This window comes from Acinetobacter sp. BEC1-S18-ESBL-01 (genome assembly GCF_014169935.1).
GTDB lineage: Bacteria > Pseudomonadota > Gammaproteobacteria > Pseudomonadales > Moraxellaceae > Acinetobacter > Acinetobacter pittii.
In genome coordinates this window covers 2,056,229-2,071,736 of sequence record NZ_AP022302.1, presented here as the reverse complement: position 1 = coordinate 2,071,736, position 15,508 = coordinate 2,056,229, and the positions used below count along the sequence as shown (strand labels likewise).

Below are 15,508 nucleotides of genomic sequence, written 5' to 3'. Positions count from 1 at the left end.
AGGGTTTAATTTATAGAAACCGGTTATTTATATAACCGGTTTTTTATTAGGAAAATTTCATGCATAAAAAAACCTGTGTTTGTCACAGGTTTTGATGAAGAGAAAAAGACTTACTTTTGTAAGTTCTTTTTATCTAGACTTGGATCTTTGATTTCTACATATGCGTTTGCACGTACTTCACGTAACCAGCTATCAATCTCAGTGTTAAATTGGCGTTCACCTAAAATTTGACGTGCCATACGCTCTTGATATTCGTGCGTCATATCTTTTTCACGTTTATCTGTTACTTGTAAGATATGCCAGCCGAATTGAGTTTGGAACGGTTCGCTAATTTCACCTACAGGAATTTCCTGCATTTTTTTATCAAATTCAGGAACCATCATTCCAGGTGTTACCCAACCCAAACTTCCCCCATCACGTGCTGAACCTGTGTCATTTGAATAGGTTGCTGCAAGTGTTGCAAAATCTTGACCAGCTTTTAAGCGTTTATAGATGTTATCAATAATTTGCTTAGCATTCTCAAGAGTCACTACTTCAGATGGCTGAATGAGAATGTGGCGGGTTTGAAATTGAGGTACTAAAGCTTTTTGCTCATTTTGTTTGCGTTCAAGAAGCTTTAAAACATGTACACCATCACGTACTGAAACTAAGTCAGTCGTTTGCCCATCTTGTAATGGTGTAATACGAGCCGCAAGTTCAGCAGGAATATCAGACAGTGGGCGGAAACCCATATCAGCACCTTCAACTTTTACATTTGCAGTTGAAAGTTTTTTCAAAGCATTTATATCATTACTTTGAGCAAGCTTTGAACGCACTTCTTGAGCTACAGATTGAACTTCTTGTGCATTGTCACCAGAAATGCGCATATGAATTACATGTGCTTGATTACCTAACGCAGCTTGTCCCTGAGGTGATTTCAAGAAGTTTTCTACGTCTTGGTCACTAATTTTAATGCGAGACATGACTTGTTGTTGGCGCAAACGGCTAATCGCTAAATCCTCAGCGATTCGGCCACGTAAACTTTCATAAGTTCCTGGTGCCATAGCATCCAATTTTTGCTGGAAAGCTTCTAAACTTTTACTTCCAGATTGACTTGCTACTTTTAATACTGCTTCATTTAAGCTTTTTTCATCAGGTTTGATGCCATATTTTTTAACTTGTTCAAGTTGTGCCTCACGCAAGATGAGTTGATCTAATACTTGAAACTGTAAGTATTGCTGAGGTGGCACTTCTTTTTTTTGAGCTTGCAGTTCATGAGCTGCTTCAGCCATACCTTGTTGAAGATCGCTTTTTAAAATTACACTATTGTCCACAATTGCCACAACTTCATCAGCGGGTTGGGCAAAACTATGCATTGATGAAGAGATTAGGGCAGCAAGTGTAGTTGCTTTAAAAAACTGTTTAAGATGCTTTGTCTTCATTAACGTTGTGTCCAAGATTGATTAATTTTGTTAAAACCTAAAACGCGATTTTCAAGTAAAGACGCGAGTTTATTGTTTAAACCACCTAAACCTTTTAATGTAATTTCGGCCATGATCGCGCGCTTTTCACTAACATCTGAAGTTTTCGGATCATCTAGATCGTTATAGTATGAACGGCCATAGACGGAAATACCCCAGCAACATGATTCATAGTTAACTCCTAGCAAGAGTTCACGGGCAACATCATTGTCCATGTCATATTGTACGTGGCCCATAATACGCCAATTATCTTTAATTGGCTGTATAAACGATGCAACAACTTGGTCATAAGTGTCTTGACGACCAGGAATATCTTTACGATAGAAATAGCCTAAGTTATATAGATTTCCTTTATCACCTGTATAGTAAACTTGGAAGTCACGTTGAGCATTGTCACCATTCGACATCCAGGCAGAGTTGGCAGCAATAGTAAAGTTTTGATTAAGTTGGCTTGATAGGCTTATAACAGGGCCAGTGTTACGCTCGGTGTCAAATTCATCTTGACCTTGTTTTAAAGTGACACGACGATCTTCGAAATAGTAACTTTGGCCTACACTTGCCCGTAAACGTTCTAAGCCTACTGTGTCAAAGAGGCTATAACTTATACCCAATGATAAAAAGTTATTGTCTTCTAGACGGTCATGACCATAAAAACGGTAAGGGTTAAATAATTGATCATAACTTACTGATGCAGTGGTTGAGTCAAAGTTAGGATAACCATCTTGATTTTTGTATGGCGCATATGCATAGAAAGCACGTGGTGTAAGTGTTTGTAGATACTTACCATCACGTTCAAAGTTTAGCCCAGTGTCTAAAGTAAATTGAGGTACAACGACTGATTTATTTTCAGAACCGCCAGGGTTATTTAACTGAGTATCTTTATCATAAAACGTTTGAATAGAACGTACAGAGACTTCAGGAATCACAAAAGCTGCTGGTGTACGGTAGTTATAACGCGTTGCGAACTGGTTATAAATACGTGTACCACTACTTTCTTGAGCAGAATCATCATTAATTGATTTCTTAAAGTAAGCAGTATCGTTATTAAATTCGTATTGTAGTCCTAGTGGATTACCAGTGACGTAATTTAATAAGAATTGTGGTAAGCGCGCGTAGGGTTTATTGACATCTTTAACTTCAGGGTCAAGTGTCTGGAAATCTTCGACCTTAAGCTGTGCTTTTAAACCAGGAATACCATGTTGATAGTTCAGTTCCCAAGCTCTACGTAAGTTAAGATCTGTTTTGGAGTTAGGGTTACTATCTAGGTCGGAGAAATAATCTTTATCTGATGCATAGTTATATTCGAGGTTAGTAGACCATTGATCATTGATATCCCAATTATGTAAAAAATGGAAATCTTTACGATCTTTGTCATCATAACCTTTGTCAGATGGCAAGATGCCACCCCACATTTCCCCAGCACCAAAGCCATCGGTTAAATATCTAAATTCACCTTTTAGCATTGCACCGCGGTCTGCTAAATATCGCGGAGTAAGTGTCAAATCATAGTTAGGTGCAAGGTTTAAATAAACCGGAACAGAAAGCTCAACACCACCATCATTTGAGAAACCAAATTGTGGGTTGAGGATACCTGTAGTACGGCGGTCATCAATCGGGAAGTTAAAATAGGGAACAGCTAGAACAGGAACGTCCTTAACATATAATTTTGTTCCACGAGTTACGCCGCGTCCAGTTTCCTGATTTAACTCAATTTTATTGGCTTGGATTTTCCAACCGGGTTTTTGGCCTGGTGGGCAAGTCGTATAGGTTGCATCATTAAGAACCATAACGTTTGGTGAGGTTCTTTCGATTTTTCCTGCATGACCATGGGCATGTTGCTGTTCAGAAATATAAAAACTATTGTCTAAATTCCCGGTTTGGGTTTTTAGGTTATAATTAATTTCATCACTCTGTGAAAGTAACCCGCCTTGAGCTAACTGTACTCGACCTTGTGCATGCGCAAAGGTTTGGGTCTTATCAATCGTTACTTTGTCAGCACGAACTGTACGTCCTTCCTGATCAATAACGACATCACCTTCTAAAACAGAATCACCCGCTGGATTGTAATGTCCGTAGTTAGCCGTAACGACAGAAGTCGCTTTGTCGGCGTCTAAAGCTTTGGTCTCAGGGTTAATCGGTGTAACCCATGTGCCTTGGCAAAATGCCGAGCTTAAATATTTATTGTCACGAAGCTGTGCTTCAGGTGCAGATTTATCAACATAATATTGCTGAAAGAATTCTTGACCTGGGTAAGCTTCCTTGATGCTCGCTTTAAGTTGATTATTGTCTATATTGGAGACAACATCAGTTGACTCAGCATAACTTGATTGTATGGAGCCACATAAGAGCGTAAAAATAGCTGTCGCTAAAGGATTAAATTTAAACTGATGCTTCATTGTCTCATTAACCAAGTATGCTAATTCACAATTAATTATTGTCGCATCATAGAGAAAAAGTTTATAAGTGGCTACACTTAACCCTTCAAAAATCTCAGCTTGTTTTAGATTTTATTGCAAATGAATACACAACGTGAACAATTGATATATATATGGCTTACATCTGTTCTTGAAAATGATCAATTTAAGATCGCTTTTTTAGCAGGTGATGCAAGCTTCCGCCGTTATGCGCGTATCGAGTTACAAAATAAAACGTATATGCTCATGGATGCCCCTCCAGAAAAAGAAGACTGTGTTCCGTTTGTGACCATTGACGAGTTTTTTGCGAGCCATGGCGTACGTGTGCCTCAGATCGTCGCGAAAGATCTGGCTCAAGGTTTTCTATTGTTAGAAGACTTTGGCGATGTGCTTTTGTCGACATTATTAACTAACGAAACTGTTGATAAATACTACGAACAAAGTTTTAAACAACTTATTCAATTGCAGTCTATTGACGGGACTAATCAGTTCCCAGCTTATTCTTACGAAAAATTAATGTCGGAAATGCATCTACTCACAGACTGGATGTTACCGTCGCTTTCTATTCAGCCGACTGCTGAACAGAAAAAAACGATTGATAATGCATTTGACTTCTTGGCTCATGCTGCATTAGCCCAACCACAAGTTATTGTACATCGAGATTTTCATAGTCGAAATTTGATGAAAATTACCGATGAGCAAGAATTAGGGGTAATCGACTTCCAAGATGCTGTTATTGGCGCTGATACATATGATCTAATTTCGATTACTCGTGATGCATATGTTCAATGGAACGCTGATCGTGTTTATCAATGGTTTAAAGTGTTTTATGACCTGTTGCCAGCGTCGACTAAACAAAACCGTAGCTTTGATCAATTTAAACGTGATGCAGATTTAATGGCGATCCAACGCCATATTAAAATTTTAGGCATTTTTGTTCGCTTATTTGAACGTGATGGTAAGTCTGGTTATTTGAAGGATTTACCACGTGTCATGTGGTATTTGCTCGAAGAAAGTCGTGGTTACGCTGAGCTTGAAGAGTTTATGGCATTTATAAATAATATCGTGATGCCTAAATTTATCGAGAAATATGGTAGCTATGAGGTAGCAGCATAATGAAAGCAATGATTCTTGCTGCTGGCTTGGGCAATCGTATGCGTCCACTTACGCTATATAAACCAAAGCCTTTGCTCGAGGTAGGCGGTAAGCCCCTTATTGTGTGGCATATTGAAAAACTTAAGAAAATTGGTGTGACTGAAATAGTCATCAATTCTGCATGGTTGGCCGACAAACTTATCAGTAGTTTAGGTGATGGCTCTCAATTTGGTGTGGATATCCGTTGGACACGAGAGGATGAAGGGCTAGAAACAGCTGGTGGAATTATTAATGCTTTACCACTGCTTGGAACAGATCCTTTTATTCTTGTGAATGGGGATGTATGGACCACCATGGATTTTGAAGGTCTGCGCCATATTAAACTAAATGATGATTTGGCACATCTTGTGTTAGTTGATAATCCTAAACAGCATCCTGAAGGCGACTTTACATTATTGGATGGGCGCGCTTTTACATTCGATCAAGATGTGACGGGCGAAAACCTCACTTTTAGCGGTCTATCAGTTATTCATCCTAAACTTTTTGACGGATTGGAAGCGGGTAAGCGTCCTTTAGCTCCACTATTGAAGCAAGCGATGCATAATCAGAAAATATCTGGTGAAAAGCTTAAAGGTGCATGGGTAGATGTGGGAACGCCTGAGCGTTTAATGGAGCTAGATTTGCAAATTCGTGAAGGCTTCTACGATTAAGTGTGTAATCCCTAATCGTTAACTAGTGTTCCACGATGCATAAATGGGTATACTTTGTTTTAAATTTTACTTAGATGTTATCTGTTTATGCATCCGTTTTTTCAAGAGTTACAACAGGGTAGTCAAAAATTAGGTTTATCGCTTAGCGATGAAGCTTTGACATTATTGTTGAAGTATCAAGATGCTTTGGTACTTTGGAACAAAGCTTATAATCTAACAGCGATTCGTGATCCGAAAGAAATGTTAGTGAAGCATTTGTTAGATAGCCTAAGTATTTTGAAAGATTTGCCAACAGGCCGTTTGCTTGATGTAGGTACAGGTGGTGGTATGCCGGGCATGATCATTGCTTTATGTCAGCCGGAACGCTCATGTGTATTACTTGATTCAAATGGTAAGAAAATTCGTTTTTTGAAACAGTTTATTGCTGACCTTAAGTTAAAAAACGTAGTAGCCGTGCAAACACGTGTTGAAAATCAAGATACAATTGATGAGCTTGGTCAATTTGATGTGATTACAAGTCGCGCTTTTGCTTCTTTAACGGATTTTGTGGATGCAGCTCAGCCATACTTGCATCAAAGCAGTATAATTGCAGCAATGAAAGGAGTTGTGCCAGTTGAGGAAATTGAGCAACTTAAGCAGGACTTTTCATGTAAAGTGATTGAGCTGCGCGTACCAAGACTTGATGAACAACGTCATTTACTTTTACTTCAACGTATTTAAATAAAAAGTATTAGGGTTATCATGGCTCAAATTATTGCGATTGCAAACCAAAAGGGTGGTGTTGGTAAAACAACGACTGCAGTAAATCTTGCAGCGTCTCTAGCTGTATTAAAGAAACGTGTATTACTTGTAGATATGGATTCACAAGGTAATGCTACGATGGGGTCTGGTATTCAAAAGAACGATCTTTTGTATTCCATTACGGATGTTCTACTTGGTGAAGTACCAATTGAAACGGCCATTCAAAAAGCAGAAGTCGGATATAAAGTTTTAGGGTCTAATCGTGAACTTTCCGGTGTTGAACTTGCTATTGCAGAACAAGAGGGCCGTGAATTCATTCTAAAAAATGCTTTGAATGAAATTCGAAACTCATTTGATTTTATCATTGTGGATTGTGCGCCAAGCTTGAGTTTGATTACTGTCAATGCTTTGGCAGCTGTAGATAGTGTAATCATTCCAATGCAATGCGAATATTATGCGCTAGAAGGTTTAGCTGATTTAACCCAGACTATAGATCGTATTCAAAAGGCATTAAATCCTGATTTAGAAATTATTGGTGTATTACGTACAATGTACGATGCACGAAATGCTTTAACACGTGATGTATCTGCTGAGTTAGAACAGTATTTCGGAAAAAAACTTTATGATACTGTCGTTCCACGTAATGTTCGCTTAGCAGAAGCGCCGGCGCATGGTTTGCCTGTTATCTATTTTGAGAAAAGTTCTAAAGGTGCAGTTGCATACTTAAATCTTGCAGCTGAGATGTTGAAGAAAAGTAAAGTGAAGAAAGGAAGTAAAGTATGAGCATCAAAAAACGCGGATTGGCTAAAGGACGTGGTTTAGATGCATTACTTGGTTCAATTCAAAAAGAAAAATTACAGCTGGAAGCACAGGCACTTGACCACGGACAGTTGAAACAAATTGATGTAAATTTATTGAAACGTGGTGAATATCAACCACGTCGCTTTATTCATGAGCATGATTTGCAAGAGTTAGCATCTTCTATTGAAAAACATGGAGTGATGCAACCTATTGTAATTCGTCCAGTTGATGATGAATCACATCCATACGAAATCATTGCTGGCGAACGACGCTGGCGTGCAGCGCAACTTGCGGGTTTAACTGAAATTCCTGCAATTGTTCGTGATTTAAATGATCAGGTTGCTATTGCACTGGCACTTATTGAGAATATTCAGCGTCAAGATTTAAATCCGATTGATCAGGCTATAGCCTTGCAGCGTTTTCATGATGAATTCTGTTTGAGCCATCAAGAAATTGCTGACACAGTAGGGAAAGCACGTACTACGGTAAGTAATTTACTTCGTTTGTTGAGTTTGGCGGATGAAATTAAAGATTTCATGCAGCAAGGCCAGCTTGATATGGGGCATGCTCGAGCTATCTTGACGTTAAAGGGTAAAGATCAATTAGACGTTGCTAAAATCGTAATTGAAAAAGGACTATCTGTTCGTCAAACAGAGCAATTGGTGCGTGATAGAAGTGAGCCTAAGCAGGAGAAGGAAAAAGCACCTGTAGCACCTGATATTGAACAATTGACACAAAAATTATCAGAGCGTTTTGGCGCTAATGTGAAAATTGATCATAATCAAAAAGGTAAGGGTAAGCTTGTTATTCATTACCATACCTTAGATGAGTTAGATGGCATTTTAAATATTTGTTTGCCTGATTAATTTGCATTTGGGTCATATATTTCTAATTTTATATTCTTGGGGAAGAAGATATGTGGGAACTTGTGAGAGCGGGTGGCTGGTTGATGTTGCCTTTAATTCTATGCTCAATTTTAACTGTTGCGATCAGCATTGAACGTTTTGTTCGGTTAAGACGTTCACAAGTTCTACCCAAAGCATTAATTGATGATAGTTCGTTAAGAACTGAAGATATTGTGGAAAATTTGGAACAAAATGTAGAAGTGCAAAACAGCGCATTGGCTCACATTTTAAAAGCAGGTTTTGATCATCGTGAGCATGGTGAGCAATTTGCACGAGCACAAATGGAAGTAGCCGCTTCTCAAGAAATTTCTTATTTAGAGAAAAATATTAATTTCTTGGGGACTTTGAGTGCTGTGGCGCCTTTATTAGGGCTGCTTGGTACAGTAGTCGGGATTATTGAGTCATTCCTTGTGATTGATTTTGGATCAGCAGGTAGTCCAAGTTTAATGATTCCGGGTATTTCTAAAGCGCTTATTACTACAGCTGTGGGAATGTTAATTGCGATTCCTGCTTTAGTTGCTTATCGCTATTTTCAAAGATTAGTACAAGATTATATTGCTGAACTAGAGCAGCAATCGACTTTATTTCATGCCTCATTGTTCTATAAACGTTCCTCGTCTATAGCAGAACATCGTCGTGTTGGGTGATGGGTGAATAGCCAGATGAAATTTAAACGTTCTCAGGTTGAAGACATCCATATCAATTTAACGCCTATGATTGACTGTTTGTTGTTCATTTTGGTTTTTTTATTACTATCGACTACTTTTAATCAGCCAAGTCGCCTCAATTTAACGTTACCAGATGCACAAGGTGTTCCACCAAAACAGTACGATCACAAAATTGAAGTCGTGGTAGACTCTTCTGGTCATTATGCTGTAAATGGTCAGGCACTTTCGTCTAAAGAGGTTGCTGATCTGAGTACTGCGATTAAGCAAGTTGCTCAAGAGCGCCGTGATTTTATGTTCATCATTGCTGCGGATGCCAAAGCGTCTCATCAGGATGTAATTCGCGTTATGGATGTAGCAGGACAACTCGGTTTTGTTAACATCAATATTAGTACCAAAGTTCCTTCTAGAGGTTTTTCTGAGTGAATCAAGATTTTAAGGTTTATTTGCGTCTCATAGCCTATTTAAAACCTTATTGGGGCGTGGCCTTATTAGTTCTTATCGGGTTCGGTATTAACTCAGCAACAGAAGTCTCCGTTGCTAAATTGATTAAATTTATTATTGATGCAATCCAAAGTGGCAGTAGAAGTGATCTGGATTGGTTCCCATTATTAATCATTTTATTGGTTTTTTTCCGTGGTTTAGGCCTTTTTATGGGGGGTTACTATACTGCGGTGATTTCACGTAGTTTGGTTTTTAGTATTCGCCAAGAAGTTTATGCCAAACTTTTAAGACTACCGGCACAATATTACCTAGATAATTCATCTGGCCATATTACTGCCAAGATTATGTATAACGTTGAGCAGCTAACAGCAGCTTCTTCGGAGTCATTAAGAGTCATCGTTAGGGATGGGATGATTACACTGGGATTATTAGGCTATCTGTTTTATACCAATTGGCGTCTTACTTTATGTGTTTTTGTATTTTTACCTGTAATTGGTGTATTGGTACGTAAAGCTTCAAAACGTATGCGAAAACTCTCATTACAGGTTCAAGATACAATGGGTGATGTGAACCACGTTGTTCAAGAGAGTATCAATGGTAATGCTGTAGTAAAAACTTTTGCTGGTGAAGAGTCTGAACAAGAACGGTTCTATAAGTCATCAGAAGAAAACTTAAAACGTGGTTTAAAAATGGTAATTGTACAAAACCTGAATAGCCCTGTGGTTCAGGTAGTAATGGCTTGTGCGATGGCCCTTATTGTATGGTTAGCTTTACGACCACAGATTTTAGGTAATACTAGTGCTGGTGAGTTCGTGGCTTACCTTACAGCTGCTGGTCTATTAGCAAAACCAGTTAAAAACTTGACTGATGTTAATGAAAAGTTACAACGCGGTTTAGCAGCAGCTCATTCTGTTTTTGAACTATTAGATTTGCCTGAAGAGCAAAATAACGGTCAGTTGAAACCTAAACTAAATGGTGCAATTCGTTTTGATCATGTGGCATTAAATTATGCTGATGGCGTACAGGCTATTAAAGATTTCTCTTTAGATATTCTTCCTGGGCAAACTGTAGCATTAGTTGGACGTTCAGGTGCTGGTAAAAGCTCATTAGTTAATATGTTGGTACGTTTCCAAGAGGTATCAAGTGGGCAAATTTATTTAGATGGTTTGCCAATTAATGATATTGATCTTTCTTGTTTGCGTACCCAAATCGCAATGGTAAATCAGCAAGTTGTATTATTTAATCGTACTGTTCGTGAAAACATTGCGTATGGTCAGTTGCAAGGTGCGTCAGATGAGGAAATTCATGCCGCTGCAAAAGCTGCATATGCACATGACTTCATTATGAATTTACCAAATGGTTATGATACTGTTTTAGGGGCACAGGGCCTAAACTTATCTGGTGGTCAGCGTCAGCGAATTGCTATTGCTCGAGCAATTTTAAAGAATGCTCCAATATTAATTTTAGATGAAGCTACAAGTGCTCTTGATAATGAATCTGAACATTTTATTCAGCAAGCATTTGATGAAGCGATGCAAGACCGCACTACGATTGTCATTGCTCACCGTTTATCAACAATTGAAAATGCTGACCGTATTGTAGTGATGGATCAAGGACAAATTGTTGAACAAGGTACTCATCAAGAACTCCTCGCAAAACATGGTGCTTATTATCAATTACATCAGCGTAATTTCGAGGATAACTAAGCATGTCATTAGTCCAGCTGATCCAGAATGCATGGAATAAACAATCGAGTTGGTTGATTGCTTTACGTCCATTGTCTTGCTTGTATCGGGCTGGGTTTTTACTAAATCGTAATCTTTATAATTCAGGTTTTAAGCAAATTTATAAAGCGCCCGTACCTGTGATGGTTATAGGTAATATCACAGTAGGTGGAAGCGGAAAAACTCCCTTGCTAATACAACTGGTGAATTATCTACAGCAGCATAATGTAAAAGTAGGGGTAATTAGTCGGGGATATGGGGGTAATGGTCCTTTTCCACTGCTGGTTACCTCGGGCGGCCAAGTAGCTCAAGCTGGGGATGAGCCAGCATTAATTGTTCAGGCTACAAGTGTACCAATGGCAGTAGGTCCTAATAGGCAGGCCGCAATAGAGTTATTGCTTGAGTCATCAGAAATAGATTTGATTATTAGTGATGATGGGTTGCAGCATTGGGCATTAGATCGACAGATCGAGTGGATTGTACTGGATCAAAATCGTGGTTTAGGGAATAAAAAACTATTACCTGAAGGTTATCTGCGAGAGCCTGTTGAACGTTTAGAAACTGGAACAGTGATTGAGCATACTCATAAACCTGCTACAGAATTAAACATGTATCTCGAGACAGGACAGCCATATTTACTTAACCCTTTATCTAATTCTAAACCAAGCTTTAATCTTGAGAATAATTATCATGCTGTAGTGGGTATTGGCTTTCCTCAACGGTTTTATCAAACCCTTAAAGATCTAGGGTTGAAGCAATTCGAAGAGCATGCCTTTCAAGATCATCATGATTACACAATCAATGATTTAATTTTTAATGATGAGCTGCCACTTATTACAACTGAAAAAGATGCAGTTAAACTATTACCGTTACTTGAAAAACATCCTGAATTTAAACAATCTATTTGGGTAGTTCCTGTTACAGCTGTGCTGTCTACACAGTGTTATCAGGTTTTAAAAATGCAATTGCAAGAACTTGATATTCAATTATCTTAGGAAGAAAAAATGAAACACATCGTCATTCCAGCACGCTTCTCAAGTTCGCGTTTGCCAGGTAAACCATTGTTGCTTATTCATAACCGTCCTATGATTTTACGTGTAGTGGATCAGGCAAAAAAAGTCGAAGGTTTTGATGATTTGTGCGTGGCAACAGATGACGAACGTATTGCTGAGATCTGCCGTGCAGATGGAATTGATGTAGTTCTTACCAGTGCAGATCATCCTTCGGGTACAGACCGTTTAAGTGAGGTAGCTCGCATTAAGGGTTGGGATGCAGACGATATTATTGTAAATGTTCAAGGTGATGAACCTTTATTGCCAGCTCAACTTGTTCGGCAAGTTGCAGAACTTTTGGTTGATAAACCAAATTGTTCAATGTCTACGTTGTGTGAGCCGATTCATACCTTAGATGAGTTCCAGCGTGACAGTATTGTAAAAGTAGTCATGTCTAAACAAAATGAAGCTTTATATTTTAGCCGGGCTACCATTCCTTATGATCGAGATGGGGCTAAGCATGATGAACCGACTTTACATTCACAAGCATTTCGTCATTTAGGTTTATATGCTTATCGAGTGAACTTATTACAAGAATACGTAACATGGGATATGGGGAAGCTTGAAAAGTTGGAGAGCCTTGAACAATTACGTGTTTTGGAAAATGGTCATCGAATTGCAATTGCTGTAGCCGAAGCCAATTTACCACCAGGTGTGGACACTCAAGCTGATCTTGATCGCTTAAATAGTATGCCTGTTGAATCTTTTGAATAAGCGTTAATTTTTAATGAATCCGAATGTAACTTCAAAGGTTTATCCTTGGCAGCAAACAACATGGGACACCTTGACAACAAGGTTTCCCAATATTGGACATGGTCTCTTATTTTACGGCAAGCAAGGTTGTGGAAAACATGCTTTTGCTAAGCAGTTTTTGGCATGGGTACTTTGTTTAAATAAGCAGCCGCAGGGCCCTTGTGGTGAATGTAGTAGTTGCCAATGGTTAAAATCAGACACTCATCCCAATTATGTTCATATCACAACGGATGAAGAAAATAAAAAACAGAATGCAAAAATTAAAATAGAAAAGATCCGTGACTTACTACCTTTCGTACAACAAACGGGAGAAGGTTGGCGCGTTATTGTGATTGAGCCTGCAGAAGCACTTAATTTGGCATCTTCAAATGCTTTGCTAAAGACTTTAGAAGAACCAGGCGAGCGTGTTGTTTTAATTTTATTAGCTGATCACTATCTTAAACTACCGGCCACTATTCGTAGCCGATTGCAACATTTCGCTTTAGATCGTATTTCATATGAGCAAGCTACTTCTTATTTGAATGAGCATTTATCTGAACTTGCGGAAGTGCAGCCCGATTTACTGCTTGGCTTATCTAATGATATGCCTTTACAAGCAATAGAAATTGCTCAAAGTGACTGGTTTGCGAAAAGGCAAGTTTTCTTAAATGATTGGCTTAAAATTGTTGCTCAAAAAAATATGCCTTTATTTTTCTCAGGCAAATGGCAAAAAGAATTAAGTTTTAATGATTTTATAATGCTTTTTGAATACTTGTTGGGTGATTTAATTTGTGTCAAGCTAACCCAACCACAGAAAAATACTGATTTAGATTTTGATCAGTTAAGCCCATATTATGATTTAGAAAACTTATTTAATATTTATAGTGAATTACAGCAAGCAAAAAAGCTTGTTGAACAAAATGTACAAAGCCAACTTATTATTGATCAATTATTTATAACGTTAATGAATATTTAAGGGGAAAACTATGCAGCCGCAAATGGGGGGGATTATTCAGGTAAATATTCCTGATAAAGCTACTTTGCAAGCAAGCTATATGGGATATGTGCAAGGTGGAGGCCTATTCGTACCATCAAAACAAAAGGTAAAGATGGGACAAGAAATTTTCATTTTAGCGACTTTGCCTGAGCAGTCTCAAAAAATTCCTCTAACAGGCAAAGTAATCTGGATCTCCCATAAACAAAGTGGATTTAAACCCCAAGGTTTTGCTATTCAGTTAAGCGGAGATAAGGGAATTTACTATAAAACTGAGGCAGAACGAGTTTTGGCTGGTAGTATGTCTCTAGACCGTCCAAGTTATACGATGTAATTAAATAGGAAAGAAAAGTGTTTGTTGATACGCATTGCCATTTAACGATGTTAGATTTAACGCCTTATAACGGTGATCTGGACCTTGCGCTTGCAGCGGCGCGAGCAGAAGGAGTGTCTAAGTTTATGGCAATTTCCGTTGATCTCGATGACCATATTGCATTGGCTGAAATTGCAAATAAACATGCAGATGTTGGTTATACGGTAGGTGTACACCCTTGTGAGGATGTGGGCACAATGGCACGTGCAACAACTGAGTATTTGGTTGAATTGGCTCAATCAGAAAAAGTATGGGCTTTAGGTGAAACTGGACTGGACTATTATCACAGTACTGATTTTATTGAAGAGCAAAAAGCATGTTTTGCAAGACATATCCAAGCTTCAAAAATTGTAAAAAAACCAGTTGTCGTTCATACCCGATCAGCAAAGCATGATACGGTAGATATTATCCGTGCTGAACACTCAACACATGGGATTCTGCATTGTTTTACTGAAGATTGGGAAACTGCTAAAGCTGTGCTTGATTGTGGTTATTACATTTCTTTTTCCGGTATTGTGTCATTTAAGAATGCACAGGATTTGCGCGATGTAGCTAAACAGGTTCCACTAGATCGCCTTTTAATTGAAACAGATAGCCCGTATTTAGCACCTGTCCCATATCGTGGTAAAACAAATGAACCAAAATATGTGCCTTATGTAGCCAAAGCGCTAAGTGACGTATATGATAAATCGGTTGAGGAAATTGCAATGATCACCTCACAAAATTTTGAGAACTTGCTAAAAGCGATTTAGGTTATAGAAACTATATAAGAGAGTAATTGCGTGAAGATGGATCGTCAGGCTCAGTTCCGAGCAAGAGAAGTATTAATATTTCAGGTTGCGGAACAATTATTGCTAGAAAATGGCGAAGCCGGAATGACACTCGATGTCTTGGCTGCTGAGCTTGATTTAGCAAAAGGAACTTTGTACAAACACTTTCAAAGTAAAGATGAGTTGTACATGCTGTTGATTATTCGTAATGAGCGTATGTTACTTGAAATGGTTCAAGATACTGAAAAAGCCTTTCCAGAGCATTTGGCTTTTTTCATGTTGCATCATTTACATCATCCTGAGCGAACAGTTTTATTCCATCAAATTGAGGAAAAACTCTCAATCACTGCTCAAGGCGTACATCATCTTTTTCACGAACTTTATCAAGTGCGTAAACAGAGATTGCGAATTATCATTCGTATGACAGACCACTACCTAGAATCTATTCAAAGCAGTATGCCTACACGAGATTATCTTGCTTCTATTTGGTCATTAACTCATGGTGCGGCAGCTATTCTCAATTCAAGTTTTTATCAACGATATTTAGGTTCAAGAGACACTTTAAGAGTGGCTTATATTGATCAGGCTTTAGCCTTGCCTAAACAAGCTGTTGAGCAATATGCTTAGG

At 38.5% G+C, this 15,508-nt stretch carries 16 protein-coding genes; 14 read left to right on the top strand and 2 right to left on the bottom strand.

The annotated features are described in order from the left end of the window. Positions 1-110: 110 nt before the first annotated feature. Positions 111-1,421, bottom strand: coding sequence for a peptidylprolyl isomerase (locus H7R46_RS09715; protein WP_005069560.1), 1,311 nt, complete (start codon positions 1,419-1,421; stop codon positions 111-113). Continuing rightward, complete coding sequence (locus H7R46_RS09710; RefSeq protein ID WP_005069557.1) at positions 1,421-3,856, bottom strand: LPS-assembly protein LptD; 2,436 nt, start codon at positions 3,854-3,856, stop codon at positions 1,421-1,423. Before H7R46_RS09710 ends, H7R46_RS09715 begins: the two co-directional genes overlap by 1 nt. Positions 3,857-3,976: 120 nt before the next feature. On the opposite strand from H7R46_RS09710, the gene H7R46_RS09705 reads away from it, so the two are divergent. The 14 genes from H7R46_RS09705 (at position 3,977) to H7R46_RS09640 (ending at position 15,507) form a co-directional block, all read left to right on the top strand. Then, positions 3,977-4,990: an aminoglycoside phosphotransferase family protein gene (locus H7R46_RS09705; protein WP_005069556.1), complete on the top strand. Its 1,014-nt coding sequence runs from the start codon at positions 3,977-3,979 to the stop codon at positions 4,988-4,990. Continuing rightward, the gene (gene murU, locus H7R46_RS09700) at positions 4,990-5,679 is read left to right on the top strand and encodes an N-acetylmuramate alpha-1-phosphate uridylyltransferase MurU (RefSeq protein WP_005069554.1); all 690 of its coding nucleotides are present in this window, start codon (positions 4,990-4,992) and stop codon (positions 5,677-5,679) included. Before H7R46_RS09705 ends, murU begins: the two co-directional genes overlap by 1 nt. 87 nt (positions 5,680-5,766) lie before the next feature. Next, positions 5,767-6,399 (top strand): 16S rRNA (guanine(527)-N(7))-methyltransferase RsmG, encoded by a 633-nt coding sequence (gene rsmG / locus H7R46_RS09695; RefSeq protein WP_002121443.1) that lies wholly within the window; start codon positions 5,767-5,769, stop codon positions 6,397-6,399. A 21-nt stretch (positions 6,400-6,420) separates the two neighbouring features. Continuing rightward, the gene (locus H7R46_RS09690) at positions 6,421-7,203 is read left to right on the top strand and encodes a ParA family protein (protein ID WP_002121458.1); all 783 of its coding nucleotides are present in this window, start codon (positions 6,421-6,423) and stop codon (positions 7,201-7,203) included. Then, positions 7,200-8,087 (top strand): ParB/RepB/Spo0J family partition protein, encoded by an 888-nt coding sequence (locus tag H7R46_RS09685; RefSeq protein ID WP_005069552.1) that lies wholly within the window; start codon positions 7,200-7,202, stop codon positions 8,085-8,087. The genes H7R46_RS09690 and H7R46_RS09685 overlap by 4 nt, the downstream gene beginning before the upstream one ends. Before the next feature lie 50 nt (positions 8,088-8,137). After that, positions 8,138-8,773, top strand: coding sequence for a MotA/TolQ/ExbB proton channel family protein (locus tag H7R46_RS09680; RefSeq protein ID WP_005069550.1), 636 nt, complete (start codon positions 8,138-8,140; stop codon positions 8,771-8,773). Between the two features lie 15 nt (positions 8,774-8,788). Then, on the top strand, positions 8,789-9,217 hold the full coding sequence (locus H7R46_RS09675; protein ID WP_005069548.1) for an ExbD/TolR family protein: 429 nt from the start codon (positions 8,789-8,791) through the stop codon (positions 9,215-9,217). Then, positions 9,214-10,941 (top strand): lipid A export permease/ATP-binding protein MsbA, encoded by a 1,728-nt coding sequence (gene msbA / locus H7R46_RS09670; protein ID WP_002121388.1) that lies wholly within the window; start codon positions 9,214-9,216, stop codon positions 10,939-10,941. The genes H7R46_RS09675 and msbA overlap by 4 nt, the downstream gene beginning before the upstream one ends. A 2-nt stretch (positions 10,942-10,943) precedes the next feature. Next, the gene (lpxK, locus tag H7R46_RS09665) at positions 10,944-11,954 is read left to right on the top strand and encodes a tetraacyldisaccharide 4'-kinase (RefSeq protein ID WP_002121338.1); all 1,011 of its coding nucleotides are present in this window, start codon (positions 10,944-10,946) and stop codon (positions 11,952-11,954) included. 9 nt (positions 11,955-11,963) lie between these two features. Continuing rightward, positions 11,964-12,725: a 3-deoxy-manno-octulosonate cytidylyltransferase gene (gene kdsB, locus H7R46_RS09660; RefSeq protein WP_002121419.1), complete on the top strand. Its 762-nt coding sequence runs from the start codon at positions 11,964-11,966 to the stop codon at positions 12,723-12,725. Between the two features lie 13 nt (positions 12,726-12,738). Then, complete coding sequence (locus tag H7R46_RS09655; RefSeq protein ID WP_005069541.1) at positions 12,739-13,719, top strand: DNA polymerase III, delta' subunit; 981 nt, start codon at positions 12,739-12,741, stop codon at positions 13,717-13,719. Between the two features lie 10 nt (positions 13,720-13,729). Further along, on the top strand, positions 13,730-14,071 hold the full coding sequence (locus tag H7R46_RS09650; protein ID WP_002121335.1) for a PilZ domain-containing protein: 342 nt from the start codon (positions 13,730-13,732) through the stop codon (positions 14,069-14,071). A 17-nt stretch (positions 14,072-14,088) separates the two neighbouring features. After that, positions 14,089-14,862 (top strand): TatD family hydrolase, encoded by a 774-nt coding sequence (locus tag H7R46_RS09645; protein WP_005069538.1) that lies wholly within the window; start codon positions 14,089-14,091, stop codon positions 14,860-14,862. Between the two features lie 36 nt (positions 14,863-14,898). Continuing rightward, entirely contained in the window at positions 14,899-15,507 is a 609-nt protein-coding gene (locus H7R46_RS09640) for a TetR/AcrR family transcriptional regulator (protein WP_005069536.1), read from the top strand. Position 15,508: the final 1 nt, after the last annotated feature.